This window comes from Paenibacillus sp. NPDC057934 (assembly GCF_042887565.1).
Classification (GTDB): Bacteria; Bacillota; Bacilli; order Paenibacillales; family Paenibacillaceae; genus Paenibacillus_AQ.
Window position 1 is genome coordinate 406,610 of sequence record NZ_JBHVPB010000007.1, and the last position, 15,143, is coordinate 421,752.

At 46.0% G+C, this 15,143-nt stretch carries 11 protein-coding genes; all 11 read right to left on the reverse strand.

The genetic code is table 11. From position 1 onward, the window contains the following. Positions 1-78: 78 nt before the first annotated feature. The 11 genes from ACFVRY_RS18570 to ACFVRY_RS18620 all read right to left on the reverse strand — a co-directional run bounded on the left by ACFVRY_RS18570 (position 79) and on the right by ACFVRY_RS18620 (position 14,621). Positions 79-924 (reverse strand): sulfurtransferase, encoded by an 846-nt coding sequence (locus ACFVRY_RS18570; protein WP_387501746.1) that lies wholly within the window; start codon positions 922-924, stop codon positions 79-81. Positions 925-946: 22 nt separating this feature from the next. After that, positions 947-2,257 (reverse strand): LLM class flavin-dependent oxidoreductase, encoded by a 1,311-nt coding sequence (locus tag ACFVRY_RS18575; RefSeq protein WP_387501748.1) that lies wholly within the window; start codon positions 2,255-2,257, stop codon positions 947-949. A gap of 20 nt (positions 2,258-2,277) precedes the next feature. Next, positions 2,278-3,135 carry a carbohydrate ABC transporter permease gene (locus ACFVRY_RS18580; RefSeq protein ID WP_387501749.1) on the reverse strand — a complete coding sequence of 286 codons (858 nt, stop codon included), beginning with the start codon at positions 3,133-3,135 and terminating at the stop codon, positions 2,278-2,280. A 15-nt stretch (positions 3,136-3,150) separates the two neighbouring features. Further along, the gene (locus ACFVRY_RS18585; protein ID WP_387501751.1) at positions 3,151-4,083 is read right to left on the reverse strand and encodes a carbohydrate ABC transporter permease; all 933 of its coding nucleotides are present in this window, start codon (positions 4,081-4,083) and stop codon (positions 3,151-3,153) included. Between the two features lie 69 nt (positions 4,084-4,152). Then, entirely contained in the window at positions 4,153-5,520 is a 1,368-nt protein-coding gene (locus tag ACFVRY_RS18590; protein WP_387501752.1) for an extracellular solute-binding protein, read from the reverse strand. Between the two features lie 33 nt (positions 5,521-5,553). Further along, the gene (locus ACFVRY_RS18595) at positions 5,554-6,519 is read right to left on the reverse strand and encodes an amidohydrolase family protein (RefSeq protein WP_387501753.1); all 966 of its coding nucleotides are present in this window, start codon (positions 6,517-6,519) and stop codon (positions 5,554-5,556) included. A gap of 20 nt (positions 6,520-6,539) precedes the next feature. Then, positions 6,540-8,045, reverse strand: a complete 1,506-nt coding sequence (argH, locus tag ACFVRY_RS18600; RefSeq protein ID WP_387501755.1) for an argininosuccinate lyase — start codon at positions 8,043-8,045, stop codon at positions 6,540-6,542. A 237-nt stretch (positions 8,046-8,282) separates the two neighbouring features. Beyond that, positions 8,283-9,488, reverse strand: a complete 1,206-nt coding sequence (locus ACFVRY_RS18605) for an MFS transporter (protein ID WP_387501756.1) — start codon at positions 9,486-9,488, stop codon at positions 8,283-8,285. A gap of 132 nt (positions 9,489-9,620) precedes the next feature. Beyond that, positions 9,621-10,517 carry an SDR family oxidoreductase gene (locus ACFVRY_RS18610; RefSeq protein WP_387501758.1) on the reverse strand — a complete coding sequence of 299 codons (897 nt, stop codon included), beginning with the start codon at positions 10,515-10,517 and terminating at the stop codon, positions 9,621-9,623. Between the two features lie 141 nt (positions 10,518-10,658). Continuing rightward, positions 10,659-11,618: an AraC family transcriptional regulator gene (locus ACFVRY_RS18615; RefSeq protein WP_387501759.1), complete on the reverse strand. Its 960-nt coding sequence runs from the start codon at positions 11,616-11,618 to the stop codon at positions 10,659-10,661. Between the two features lie 339 nt (positions 11,619-11,957). After that, positions 11,958-14,621 carry a glycoside hydrolase family 38 N-terminal domain-containing protein gene (locus tag ACFVRY_RS18620; RefSeq protein ID WP_387501760.1) on the reverse strand — a complete coding sequence of 888 codons (2,664 nt, stop codon included), beginning with the start codon at positions 14,619-14,621 and terminating at the stop codon, positions 11,958-11,960. Between the last annotated feature and the right edge of the window lie 522 nt (positions 14,622-15,143).

A 15,143-nucleotide genomic window follows, 5' to 3' on the forward strand; every position in this document is an offset into this window, starting at 1 on the left:
CTGACGAGCTGAGAGACGAACTCTAATGGGTTAAATTACAAGAAATTATCAATATTGAGGATATACTAGAGTTCATTTTTAGCTTTTACTAACTAACTCAATCTCCGTATATTCATCATTTCCCCACTCTTCCCAAGATCCTTCATACGGACGGATATCGGGGTATCCAAGTAAACGTAACACAAAATAAGTGTGTGCCCCGCGTTGGTTGGTTTGGCAGTAAGGAATAATGGTTTGGGTCGGCTGAATACCCGCTTCGGTATACTCCTTTTCCAAGGTGGAACTGTCCTTAAAAAGGGTAACCCCCTTCTCGTCTGCTTCCTGGAGTGCGTCACGCCATTCTTTATGAATCGCATCAGGAATACGCCCCCCTCTTTGATTATTACGTTGATCTTCACCGGTATACTCCAAGATGTTACGTGTATCTAGCAGAATAACATTTTGTAGGCCTGCCTGAAGTTCCTCTTTGGAAGTAATGAGCAGTGGATTAGCGGTTAGAGTTATTGAACCCTCTATGCGGGGAGACGGCTGATCGCTAGAGACCTCATAGCCTGCTGCAGTCCATGCCGCAAAGCCGCCATTAAGGAGCTTCAATTGATCTCGTAGCCCATAATACTCAAGAACATAAAAGGCGCGAGTGGCAAGCACAGTATTACCTTCGTCATAAATAACAATCGTTGACTCATTGGTGATGCCGAAGCCTTCTAACCATTGTTGTATCTGCTCTTTAGGAGCAATCGATTTTTGAACAGGTTCTTTTAATGCTTTGACATTCAGCCAGTAAGCACCCGGAATATGCGAAATTTCGTAGTTATTGGACCTAGCATCAAGCAGGATCAAATCTTGCCCGCCCCTATGCTCTTCCAGCCATTCGCTATCTACAAGCAGATGACCATTAGGATATGATGAATGTTGATCCGTCAAAATAATAAACTCCCCTCTACAATTAAAGTGGCTCGAAGCCTAAATTCTCCCTTAGCATGTGCCCTGTATAGCTTGTTGGAAACAAGCCACGGCGTTGTAATTCCGGTACCACCAGATCAAGGAATGCTTCTGCTCCCCCGCTCGCCAGTTCAGGCATAACCGTAAAACCATCAGCAGCCCCACTTATAAACCATTCCTCCATAGTATCAGCTATTTGCTTGGGCGTCCCTGCTATGTTCAGCTGACCATGCCCAACCCAATGCTTCTCAAGGAGCTCCCGAAGGGTTACCGTCTGATTCTTCACTACTTTTTGCACCATTTGATAAAAGGATTGATATGCATTTCCTCCACTTCTATCCGGTAGCTGGGGAAATGGCTCATCCAGTGGATATCCTGAGAAATCAATACCAAGCAGGTTGGATAATGACATCACTGCTCTTTTAATAGGTGCGAGCTGCTGAAGCTCCGTAGCGATTTTAAGTGCATCTTCTTCATTTTCTGAGACGATAACATGAAGGGCTGGCAGGATCTTAATCTGCTCGGGGGAACGTCCAGCTGCTACGGTTCTATCTTTAATGTCTTTGTAGAAGATACGTGCATCCTCAATGGACTGCTGAATCGTGAACAGTAATTCTGCAAACCCGGCGGCAAGATTTCTACCGTCTTCGGAGGCGCCAGCTTGGATCAGAAGGGGTCTGCCTTGAGGTGAGCGCATAAGGTTTAAGGCTCCACGTACAGAATAGTACTTCCCCTCATGATGGATTTCGTGTACCTTATCCACCTGCGCATACACCCCTGATTCTTTATTCTGCACAAGCGCGTCAGCTTCCCAGCTATTCCATAACTTTAAGGCCACCTCTGTAAATTCACGAGCACGCTCATAGCGTTCCGCATGAGGGGGTAATTCTGATAGTCCAAAATTGAACGCTGTTCGCTCAACCCCCGTCGTTACAATGTTCCAGCCCGCTCGCCCCCCACTGATATGGTCAAGCGATGACAATAATCTAGCTAAATTATAGGGCTCGTTGAACGTAGTGGATACCGTAGCGATTAAACCAATCCGTTCCGTTACAGTCGCAATTGACGCCAGCAGGGTTAGCGGCTCGAAACCAAAGATGGGGCTATACTCCACCGCTGTAGCTTCAATGGATAGACCATCTGCAATAAAAAGTGAGTCGATGACAGCTGCTTCAGCTTTTTGGGCAATGCGAAGATACTGCTTAATATCGTGAATATCCTTTAACTGCGTGCTCTCATGGCGCCATGCGCCTTTGTGGGAGCCTGAATTTTGGAGAGCCAGGTTTAATATCATTCTACGGCTTTGTTCGCTCATCGTTATCACCTTTACTCTTCTTATTTCATACCACTTAGTGCGATTCCACGGATAATTTGCTTTTGGAAAATAAGGAATAACAAGATCAGTGGCGCAATCGAAATCGTGGTTCCGGCCATAATCAGAATCCAGTTACTCGTATCCTTCAGCTCGCTGGAGAAATAAACAATCCCGACAGGCAATGTGAATTTCTCTTCGGTTTGTAACACGATCAGCGGCCAAATGAACTGGTTCCAATTCCCGATAAACGTGAGAATGATTAGGGTAACAATAGCAGGCTTTACGAGTGGAATCGCTATATTAAGCAGAATACGCCACTCATTAAGACCGTCGATGCGGGCGGCATCAAGCAGTTCAGAGGGGATGGAGTCCATAAATTGCCTCATCAGAAAGATCCCAAAGGCTGTAATAATACTAGGGAACAATACACCCCAATTGGTATCTGACCAGCCAAATTCGTTGGCAATCAAGTACCACGGAATAATAAGCATTTCTGTCGGCACCATGATTGTGCTAATGATGATAAGAAAAATAACCTGCTTGCCGATAAAAGAAAATTTGGCGAGTACGTAGCCTGCTGCCGTATCAAAAATAACAACCGTGGCGGTTCCAATTAAAGAAATAATAAGTGTATTTTTGATCCAGTCGCCAAACGGAGCCTTTTTAAAAATCGTAGCATAGTTATCAAATGTTATGGTCTCTGGAATCAGGTTCAAGTTATAAACATCCTGCGGAATTTTAAAGGAGGTGGCGACCATCCATAGAAAAGGAAACAGCATAATTCCAACACCGATAATGAGCAATAAGTAAATGAGTGCCGTATGAAGCTTCTTAACGGGTAATCTCTTGCTACCTTGGACTTCCCTTGCTGAGCTCATTGGAGCGTCCTCCTATTAATATTCTACTTTTTTATTCAAGACTTTTAATTGCAGTAGAGTGAGCACTAATATAATCGCAAATAGCACTACTGTGGCAGCCGCTGCTCTGCCCATCTTGAACTGCTGGAACGCTAAATTGTAAATGTAAAGTACCATCGTTGTTGTACTGTTTAGAGGTCCCCCGTTGGTCATACTCAGCACTTGGCCGAAGGATTGCAGATAAGAGATGACGCCAATCACTGCTGAAAATACGATCACAGGATTCAGTAAAGGCAGCGTAATATGAACAAATTTTCGCCATCCGCTTGCCCCATCTATAGACGCAGCTTCATAATACATTCGAGGTATCGCCTCTAGCCCAGTCATAAACACTAGCATCTGGAAGCCAATGCTTTGCCAGATCATCGTTAATGTCACCAGAATTAGCGCTTGGCGTGGGGATTGCAAAAATAATTGCGGCTCTATTCCTAACTGTAGCAGCACTTCATTCAGCCAGCCATTGCGCATGAGAATCCAACGGAATACCCAGCTAACGGCGACAATGCTTGTCACGTAAGGGATAAAATAGATCGTTCGAAAAAAACCACGAAAACGATAAATGCTTTGCAGAAGCAAAGCAACAGCTAGACCAGCAATGAGCTGGCCTGGAACGCCTATAAGAACAAATTTGAATGTATTTAAAATAGATTTGCTAAAAATTTCATCGCTGAATATAGTGCTGAAATTGTCAAAACCGACGAAGGGCTTCTCCGAGGACAACAAATTCCATTCCCTTACACTTACATTAAAGGCATAGAAGATCGGGACCATGCGTGTGCTGAGGAAATACAATAACGGTATACCCAGCACGATATAAATAAACAAGTATCGCTGCGTCTGATAGGACAGTCTTACACGGAACAGCTCCCTGCTTTTTCGGGCAGTGAGTCTGATGACATGTGTGAGCATCTCTAATATTTCCTCCCTTTAAAGAAGGATAGGGCGCTAGCTATGAGCTAAGCGCCGCTGATCCTGCTATTATTTTTTCTTGTCGACTTCAGCCCAGTAGTCATCGTAGAGCTTTTGCACTTTGGCCACCAGATCGTTAAAGGCCTTCTCGACAGGAACATGGTTTACCAACACTTCATTAGTCGCATCGACAAACAGTGTTTTTTCTTGCGTCTCGTCAATGAAGAAATGCGCACGGCTATGATCAAGCTGCGTGATGAACGGTCCGAGCTTCTCATCCTTCACATATTTATCCTGACTTGCTACTGCTTTCTGTGCAGGCAGTTCCCCGATCCGGTCCACCCATTTCTCTTGAACTTCTTTGCTTGTCAAAAATTTCAGAAACTCCGTAGCAGCTTTTAGCTTATCGCCTTCTACGTTTTTCGGGATTGCGTTGGCCCAGAAGGAGGATGGTGTTGACTGGGCTTTATAAGATGGAAGTGGTGCAACTCCAAAATTCAAATTTGCAAAATCCTTCTTAATGGAGCCTAGACGGAAAGAACCGTCAATATTGAGTGCTGCGTAGCCATTCATAAAAGCGTTGCTATCATTTTCATAGAAGCCATTAATGCCGACCTTATGCTTGATGGCGAAATCGAGCAAATATTGGAAAGCTTCCAAGCCAGCTGGCGTATCCCCCCATAAAATTTTGCGGCGATCTTCGCTTAAATCCTGACCGCCCGCTTGCGGCAGAAGACCATCACGATACCAGTGATGCAGCTGTGCTCCAGGTTCCCATGCCAAGCCTTCTACAACAAACTGACCTTTAGCATCCTTTTCGGTTAGTTTGATAGAATCTGCTACAAGCTGCTCCCAAGTCGTTGGAAGCTCCTTGATTTGTGCCTTGGCTAGCAGGTCTTTGTTATAAAATAAAGCGAGTGTACGCACTGCGGTAGGGATGGCATAATAGGAGCCGTCAATTTTGGCAGCTTCTACGAGCGGGTAGTAATCTTTTTCAATTTCCGCAGTAGGGAAACTGTCTTCAGGCAGTGGCTGCAAGTAGCCCGCAGCGACATATTTCGGTAACCAGCCATAATAGAGATTAATAATATCCGGGCCTTTTCCTGCGGGTACGAGCGTGGCTACCTTTTGATTGTATTGGTCATAGGGGAAGTTGGTTTGCTTGACCTTAATGTTAGGATGAAGGGTCTGGAATTCTGTAATGAGTTCATCAATCAGCTCAACCTTAGCTGGAAATTCATATTGCCAATATTCAATGGATACTTCTTTTTCCGGCTCTTTCTTTTCCGAAGCTGTAGGTTCGGCCGCTGCATTGGACGGCTTTGCGCTTTCTTTTTTATCATCGCTACTACTGCTACTGTTACTGCTGCATCCAGCAAGCACCAAGATGATGGCGAGCAAGGTTGTGATTGATTTTATCCCTTTTTGATTTTGCATGATATCCACTCCTATTTTTATAAAATGTCTATACTAACCTTGCTTGGAGAAGCTTGTGTTTGAAGTGAATTCATCATAGGGCAGAAGTTCGAGGTTCAGCAGACGCCGCGCATTATTGCCGAATATCTTTTCAATATCGTCTTCGGGTATCCGAAGATCACGTGCAGCACGAACTTGATCCTGTAAGTAGCGGTAAGGAAATCCTCTTGGAAAACCGCTAGCATCTGTACCGAAAATAATCCGGTCTGGTCCGATTAGCTCATAGGTTTTGCGAAGTACAGACTCCAACGTTAGCTCGTATGGCATCCAGCGCATCCATTGGTTAGAGCCTGACGTATCCACATATACGTTCGGGCAGCTCCAGCATAGGTGCAGCAATTCCTGAAAATATCCAGCGCCAAAGTGAGGAATGATGAACGGAATGTCGGGATAATCACGAGCCGTATTAAAAATAGCGAGCGGACTAATATTGGGATGATGAGCGATGCCTCCCGCATGCCCAAGCAGGCCGAAGTGTATCAGTACAGGTAGTTTCTTTTCGGATAGAAAGTTCCAGATGGGTGTGAAAGAAGGATCGTCAAAGGGGCGTGAGATTAAGGGTCCAAACAGTTTGTAGCCCTTCAAGCCAAGCTCATTGACCGCTCTGCGCAGCTCAGCCTCTGCACCCTCTTCCTCAATCGAATGATAAGCAAAGCCAGTAAAGCGGTCTGGGTGTCTGGTAATTTGATCGGCCATATTGTCATTACTTAAGGCTGTTAGAAAGTTCAGTCCACCGATTCCGTATTTATCAAGCTCCTGAACCCATCGATCAATTAGCGGGATCGTATCATTCGCATCATGTGCAGGTGCTGTTTCGGGAAAATCCCAGGTCAGACGCATACGTTCGCTTCGCTCGGCGCCGTAGCTTGAAATAAGCGCATGACTATTTTTGCCGCCTAATTGAAGCTGATAGGGTAGATGCCCGTGAATATCAAACACTTTGAATGATTTGCGAAACATCTTGATCACTCCATTTCTGTTTAGTCGTTCTGCCAATCGGATAGAATCTCATCGAGCTGCGCTGAAGTGGTCGCTAAATGTGTTTCTCGTTCACCGAGCCACTGCTCCAAGCTGTGTAGTCTACCTTGTTGAGCTTCCAATGCTCGTTTGATTTCACTCGGACTTGGTCCTCCTCTAAGCTTGCGAATGTTGACAAAATGCTCAGGATCTAAAGCTAGCTTAAATTTCTCCGCACTGAGCTTAAGAGGAACGCCAATCGTATGAATAGCGATCTCATTCAGGGATTGCAGGTCTAATTCCCCAACTCCTTTCCCCTGTTCAACCGCCTGTGACACGAGCCTACTTACAATCCTGTGAGCATTGCGAAAAGGGATTTCTTCTTCTCTTACTAGGGTGTCTGCAAGCTCCGTTACGGTTGCAAAGCTCGCTACTGCACGCTTATTAAGTACATCTTTATTGATTTCCAAGGAATCAATCACCTTTGACAGCAGTCTATAGACAACCTCAAGCGTATCAAGGCTTTTCCAAGCAAAGGGCTGCAGATCATCCTCCGTGTCGACGATATCGCCAAAAGGGGTGTTATGAATCATCGTGAGCACAGTTTGCGAAGTTCCAACAATGCTGGATAATAACGAGCGAATGTGCTCGATCGACACGGGGTTTCTTTTTTGCGGCATAATCGAACTGATTTGTACATAAGGGGCAGCAACCTTTATAACAGCAAATTCCTGAGTACACCACAGCAATAGCTCTTGAACGAAACGCCCGAGATTAATCGCTGCCAGCTGCGTACCAGAAGCAATCTCAGCAACATAATCTGCTCCACTTACCGCGTCATAAGAGTTCTCGACGAGTCCATCAAACGCAAGCAGTTCTGCCACACGTTCTCGATTGATGTCATAGCCTGACGTAGTTAGAGCAGCCGCTCCCAGACTACTTAAATTACAGTTGGCATAAGCAGCCTGAAGCCTGCGAATATCCCGGTCTAGTGAATCACTTACCGCGGCGATATAATGGGCGATTGTAGTAGGCTGTGCTTGCTGAGTATGGGTATGGGCGATAAAGATCGTCTCCGTATGCTTCCCGGCAAAATCAAGCAGGCTAGCATTTAGTTCAAGCGCAGAGTGCAGTGTTCGAAGTAGCTTTTGCCGTAATGTAATTCGGTAAATGGCAATCCCCATATCGTTGCGACTGCGTGCCAGATGCAAATTACTTGAAGAGTCATGGGATAATTCCAGAAGCTTATCCTCCACTTCGAAAAATAAGTCCTCAAACTGTCCTGTGTAATTTCCTTCTCTAAATCGTTCCAAATCAATGCTGAGCAATGCCTTTGCTATGTTTGTGGCATCCTTTTTGGATAGTAGACTTTGCTCAAATAGCATAACGAGATGTGCTTTATGTACTGCAATCATCGGTAAGAGCAGTTCTTGCTTCGCATGATTGTAGGCGGGTTCCAGCACGGCTTCCACGTAGGTCTTACTCGGAAACTCTTTTCCCTCCCCTTGCTCATGCCTTCTAGTGACCAAATATAGGACCTCCCTTAATAAACGCTGTTACGATCAATAGCGGAAAGATAAATGGCAGAGAAAATAAAAACAGCCAGAGAAAATCGCAAGTGTGCGACATCTCCGGCTGTCCGGTTGAATGTTTATTATTCTTATTGGAATGATATGAAAAGGATAATAGCACCATTTCAAATTATTTACAATACTTTTTTAATGACAAAAAATGAGTATATGAAAATTGCGAGATTGATAAGCACCTCAGCTTGCGGCCTCTTTGGGAGCTTCACTACGAATCAGACAAGCGGCCAACAATCCGATGACAAGCACAAGTGCCAACAAAATAAAGGTGAGCGAGAAGCTGTCCGTTCTCATGAACTGAATCGCAATCATTGGCCCTAAGCTCGTTCCCCCAAACAGGACAAACGTGTAGACAGATACTGCAATACCACGTAATGGTCCACCAAACTGACCCACAAGCGTAATAAGAGCTGGACCTACAAGTGCAATGCCCGCGGTAAAGATGACGCTCATCACCACAAGCAACGTTAAGTTTGAGATTAGACCTAAAGAGCCAAGCCCAAGTATGGCTAATAATAATCCTCCACGCAATATCTTCAGTGTGCCAAAACGCTCAGCAAGCATTCCCGCAAAAGGTGACAGCAGCATCCCTAACACACCAGCGGAACGGACGTATAAAATCTCTTGTTTGCTTAACCCAAACGACAAACCGCTCAAGTATGTGCCGAGCACCGTCGACATACTTACAAACGACATTAGAAGAACAAGCGCCACTAAATAAGCAAGTACGAGATTCTTACGGGCAAATAATTTCCCTATGTTCCGAATCGGTTCCAGAATGCTGGAATTGGGGTTCTGAAAATCCGCTTTCGGCAGAAATTTTAAGACCAAAATAGCAGTAAGGATATAAACTGCTGCCAGCAAAAAGAAAATTGCATTCCATCCAAAATGTTGGCTGACGATTCCACTCATCACTTGTCCAACGATACCGGCCACCATAAATCCGGTTGTAATGAACCCGATCAACGTCACCCGTCTATGCGCAGGGAACATTTCAACAGCATAGGCAAGGGCAACAGGAGAGAACGTTGCGGCGGCCGCCCCCTGTAATCCCCGTAATCCGATGATCCAGGAAAAGTCGTGGACCAGACCAATAAGTAAAGATATGCAGGTTAACGCAATTAACCCGATAAAAATAACCGTCTTTCGACCATATTTTTCAGATAATGGACCATAGATAAGACACCCTACCGCAAAGCCCAACGAAAAGATACTGCCGGCAGTTGCAGCCTGAGTCGAAGATACTCCAAAGACATCCGAGAACAAGGGAGTGAGCGGAATCGTAACGTACAGACTAGACATGATAACCATGCCTGCCCAGCACAGAATCAAGGTCATGGCGGTATAATTTCTGGAGGGATGATTAGCTGATATTGCTCGTTCCATAAGAACACCTCTTTTTTTTAAAAGATGACGCCCCTACGGGGCTCACATCAAAAGCCCCCTTCTCGGAAATAGCGGAAGGGGCCAATTCAAGTTTATGCCGGAAGGCGATCCTACAAAACTTGTCGTTCTAGATCAATTTTTGAAATAATTTCTTTCCAGGTCGCTCAGGAGATCTGCATGTTCAGCCTTCCACCCGAGCAGTTCTTGGGTCAAGTTACTCGAAGCCTGGATGTTTTGCGAAGCGAAATGAGTCAGCCAACCAAAGTGGCCAGAAGAATCTTCAGCTGACTTGCTGATCACAGGCAAATCGAGTTTGCGACCGATGACTTCTGCAATCTCACGAATGGACACACCTTCCTCAGCGATTGCATGCAGCTTGGAGCCTGCAGGAGCAGATTCAACTGCCAGTCGGTAAAGTCGTGCTGCATCCAGACGGTGTACAGCAGCCCAACGGTTTGCACCTTCGCCCACATAAGCTGACTCACCTGTACGCCGAGCGACATTAATCAATGCCGGAACAAAACCGCCGCGGTCACCAGCGCCGTGTACCGAAGGTGGGAGTCTGAGGACGGATACACGCACACCTTTAGTAGCCAGTGAGAGAGCCTCTTCTTCAGAAGCAATACGGTGCTTACCCGCAGTGCTGGCAACAGGAGCATCTTCCTCAGTGTTAATTCTACCTGGTGCAAGATGACCAATTACGGAAGTAACAACCAAAGGGCGGCCAGAACCGGCAAGCACTTCACCGAAAGTCTGGACTGTACGCAGGTCTGTAACTCCAGCACCTGTCATGTTAGAAAAGTCGTGGTTGAAGGCCGTATGAATGACACCATCCGCTGCTTCTGCACCGCTTCTAAGACTTTCGGGATGATCCAAAGAACCACGGTGTACAGTTACCCCGGCTTTAAGGAGAACACTAGCCGCTTCTTCCGAGCGAGCCAAACCAATAACTTCATGCCCTGCTGTTAACAATTCATTTACAACGGCCGAGCCGACGAATCCAGTCGCTCCAGTAACAAAAATACGCATTAAGAGATCCTCCTCTAAATATTAAATCTACTTGAACCGCTGAAAAAGATTGTCGCGCAATCGAAATTCGTGGTTTCAAGGATAATTTAATTTTAGAAGATATACTGTCCTAAGAATTGCCTGTTCTGCTTCACTTGTTGCCTATTTCAACGGAAGTTGTTGACGTAATCCTGCAATGTCTCTTTTGGGAGGATTTCCAAAAAAGCGGCTGTAATCTCGATTAAATTGCGTGGGACTAGCATAGCCTACTAGATTGCAGGCTGTTGTCGCGTCCATTGCTTCAGATACCATTAACCGTCTCGCTTCATGCAGACGAAGTGCTTTTTGGTACTGCAAGGGACTCATTGAGGTAATGGACTTAAAGTGCACACGAAAAGTAGACTCACTCATATGTGCCATTTCCGCCAATTCCGCAACTTTCATGGGATGGGAATAATGATTGCGGAGCCAAGCGACCACCTTCGTAACCAGATTGACTTCCGAACCTGCAAAACCAAGTTCAGCGATCCGAGCTCCAATAGGACTGCGGAGGACTCGTAGTAAAATCTCATCCATTACAAGGGGGCCGAGCAATTCGGCATCACTGGTACTAGTCAGACATTCTACAAGCCTTGAAGCAGCGTTAATCATTCCTAGGTCGGCATTAAGAACATAACCGGCGCTCCACTTCGTTACGGCAGGTACACCATGTGGATATACCCTGAGGGCTAATTCAGCAATTTTTTGCGGGTCAAGCACCAGCTTCACGCTTAAATAAGGCTCCAAGTGGCTAGCTTCTGTGACCTTCAAAGCAATCGGCAGCGCAACAGGGAGCATAAGGATTTGCGATTGATTGAATCGATAGACTTCTTGCCCTACTGTCACTGTCTTAGCCCCTTGAGCAACAATTAACATTGAGGGTAAATCAAAAGATTTCACATCATCCTTATTCGCTACAGAATAACGACTCACAGACAAACCAGGGATGCGCTGGCTAAAGGTACCATCATACGGAGCATGATCACTAATCAACTTGGTCAAGCGAAACGTCTCTACAGCAAGCGATTCCTTGATGCTACCGTTCGCAGGTGTAGCCAATGTATGTTCGGATTGGATTGTCATAAGTACAATAGCACCTCCAATGGCTCTATCCTGTATTGTTTCATATATTTTGACATGTATCCCGGTTCATTAAAATGAGACTATGTAAACAATAATACAATTTTTCAAAAGTTTATATTAGTGTATTGAAGCAATTTATTCCGGCAACCAAACGTATCGTTGACAAAGAGCAAATCTGGACTCCTGAGTGGACTACCTACATTCTCATACAAAAAACCTTCAAACGGGAATGCCATGCTGCGTTCACAAGGCATTCCCGTTTGAAGGTTTATAATATGCACCGATTTCCCAGCCACTAAGCTGCTCTGTTGAAAATTTGTTTTCTCATCCTTAGTTGTCCTATTCTTCTAATCTAATCAGCAGATGCCGCATTTGCTTGGCAGCAAGGCTGATATGCAGCGTGTCTACATCCTGGGTAGCCAATGGATTCAGCTGCTCCTCCTGAACATTGGACTCATACGCTTCCGCAATCACTCTGCCTGGAAAGCTCAAACGAGCCTCTGCATTGTCGTCCTTCACATTCCTTACCCGCACAATGATGCCCTTGCTTGTCTCTGCCGGTTTCACATCGAAAATGTGCACATGTTCACCTTCAAGACGGATGAATTGCCCTGCTTCTTCCTGCTTGCAATCCAGAACAGGTGTGGCATAGATTTGTGATACACCTTGAGTGGAAGTTTCATTGATGGCCGACGGTTCGAATGCACGATAAGTCGACAGCAAATAAGTAAAAGAATTAAAACCAGGCTGACGCGCTCTAAAGTTCGTTTCCCAGTAGTTATTCATAGGCCAGGCCAACAGCAAGGGATTGCCTGACTTGTCGATTTCCTTGTGCTCTCTGCCGAAATTGAAATCCCCTACTTGCACCAAAGGCGCATCGGGACAAACCAGGGTCACGCCGTGGTCTTCGTTGAATAGGGAAACACTTTTATCCACGGTCACAAAGTCCCTGCATACACCAGGCAGCTGCTGCTCATCCAGCTCCACAAGCTGTCCGGCAGTATCATAGAAGCATCGCCAGTTTTTCAAATTGAGCGGAATCGCGAAATATGTTCCTTCCGGAGTGGTAATGTCTTGCTTCAAATAAGATACTTTGATCTCAATCTCCGGCCGGTAGCTGAATAGCGTGAAGCGCTGCTCTAGATTATCCACTCCAGGCGCATCCCACTGCAGCACAAGTGTTGCATCATTTGCCCCTCGCTCGACCAAGCAGTTAATCAATCGGGAGTGCGTCTGCCTTACAGCAGGCCAGTCATTATTCCAACAGCTGATGCTATTATTGCCTTTCTCAACATCCCGCGAAAAAATAGTTTGTCTACTATTTTCAGTAACGGTTGTGTCTATCGTCTCCTGAACATATTGGAACAACGTCCATGGACTGGACAAATCAAGGGTTTCCCAGCCGTTTTGCTTGTCATATAGACTCAGAATTCTTCCCCGAACGGGATCGAATTGTAGCCGGTGATACGGAGACTCAATATGACCGTCTAGCACCTTGATTTCAAATCCCCGATTCATCGCACTAAACGGATCGTTCCATTGCGCCTTGGAGCCGGGAAAAGCTTCAAGATTTGCAGCCTGCTCCGCCTTCTGCAGCTTATCGAACGGAATTTTACGCCAGCTGAACGGCGGCAGTTCAATCACGCCATAGCTCTCTCCGCCAGTAAGGCGATCGTTGTTCATGAGTACTTGCCTCATTCTGTCGGCGCTCAGATGCCGTCCAAGCGCTCGGAAGCTTGAGGGAACCCGCAGGTCATGTTTGATTGGAGCCGATGAATAGTTCACAAGCATGATCCCCTCGGGGTCATCACCCTGAAGCGGATTCCCGGAGAGCTGCTCCAGTTGGCATCCAAGGAGGTAGCCGGTTAGACTATTGCCTTGGTACGCGTAGTGCGCTTTGTGTGCCCATTGAATATCAACATTCAGATGGTCGGGATCGGCGATGGCGTTAAATGCCCCCCAGGTGTGTTCGTCGTATAAATGGATTTGCTCCCAAGCTTGCCGTTTGATCGCCGGATATCTTCCATCGGCCTTTCCTTGGAAGGCTTCCAGCAGCTCGACTGCCTTCATCCCTTGCTTCGTGCGGCGATTCAGCTTCGTTTCCTTGGCTGCACTGCCGGAACCGAAGTTCCAATAATCTGTCCAATCCCCGGCATATGTAGGAAGCTGCTCCGTATGCTTGCGTACTCTTGCGTACAGCTGCTCCGGCGTCACGAATGAAATTCGCTGATCGCGCGACTCGCTGTTCCATTGTTTGATGAGATCCGCCAGCTCCTGATCCGGAGGGTTGTTATCATATAGCGGCAGATTGGTTGCGGTTAAATAGACGAAATCGAATGGATAGTCTGGATTATCCTCGATCTTCTGCAGATATTGGGCAAGGCCTTCCGCCATGAGATCCGTGTTTTTATCGTTTACATTACAGATTTGGCTGAACAGTGAATAATGCTCACCGTTGAACGTCAGCAGCTTCCTATGATCTGGCGTCTCCCAGTGAAAAGCGTTTGGCCTTTTGAAGGGAACGGCGCCCATATGGATGTTGATGCCCATGATGAAGAACTCTACACCGGCATCAAGCAGCAATTGGCTGTAAGGCCAAGGCTGACCATTGACATCATGGTGAATAGCCGTTTTGATGTCGATCCCAAATCGGCTGCGCAGCTCCTTGATGGGGTGCAGCATACGAGCCGTTTGCTCCGCAGTCACAAGCGGTGTTGTATGCATGAAGGAAGCGGAAATACTCATTTGCCCACTGTGAAGATAACGTCGGAACTGCTCAACCTGTTTTTCGGTTGCATCTTCCAGCCACCTCAGCACAGGGTAACCAGATTCACAAGTCCAGCGGAATTTATTCTCCTCCGCCCAATTCTCGGTCGCTTCGCATAATTGCAGGGCCTGATCAATATATTTCTTCTGCAGCTCTAGTAGAATAGGCTGCGCATGAGTATACCCGATATCCAAATGACTGTGGTGAAGCACAAGTATTTCTTTAATTTTTGACACACACTTTCCTCCTGACATGCTAGATTTACTCGTTACTGCGTAGCTATATAGATTGAACTTAGAATTCTTACACGGGGTCAGATCATCATGGCGGAAAACGTTTGGACTTTCGGCCGCTGTTGTCCCCAGATTTCTTTGATTAGACCGCTTCTAGCGGTTGAAATCTGGAGACAGCGTATGCTTCCGATGCGAGCTTTCCTGTGGAACGTTTTCATGCGTTCCCTTTCGCTCCTACAGATCCAAACTTCCCCTTCCATTCCTTCTCGCTATTTGTGAATTCACAAAACAAACATAGCCAAGAAAAAAGAGAGCTTATATAAAAAGGATCGAAGTGTAATTAACGGCATTTTCGTACCTTAAATCTTCCAGAATAGCCCACCCAGCGTGGTTTTCCCGAAAATAAGATACAAAAACGTCCTTATTACCCTTATTTACCTATATTAAAGAAAAATAAGGTACAAAAATGCCTTTAGTTGAGGAGTTGTCCCTCTTTTTCCACTGTATGACGACTGGTGAAGAGGA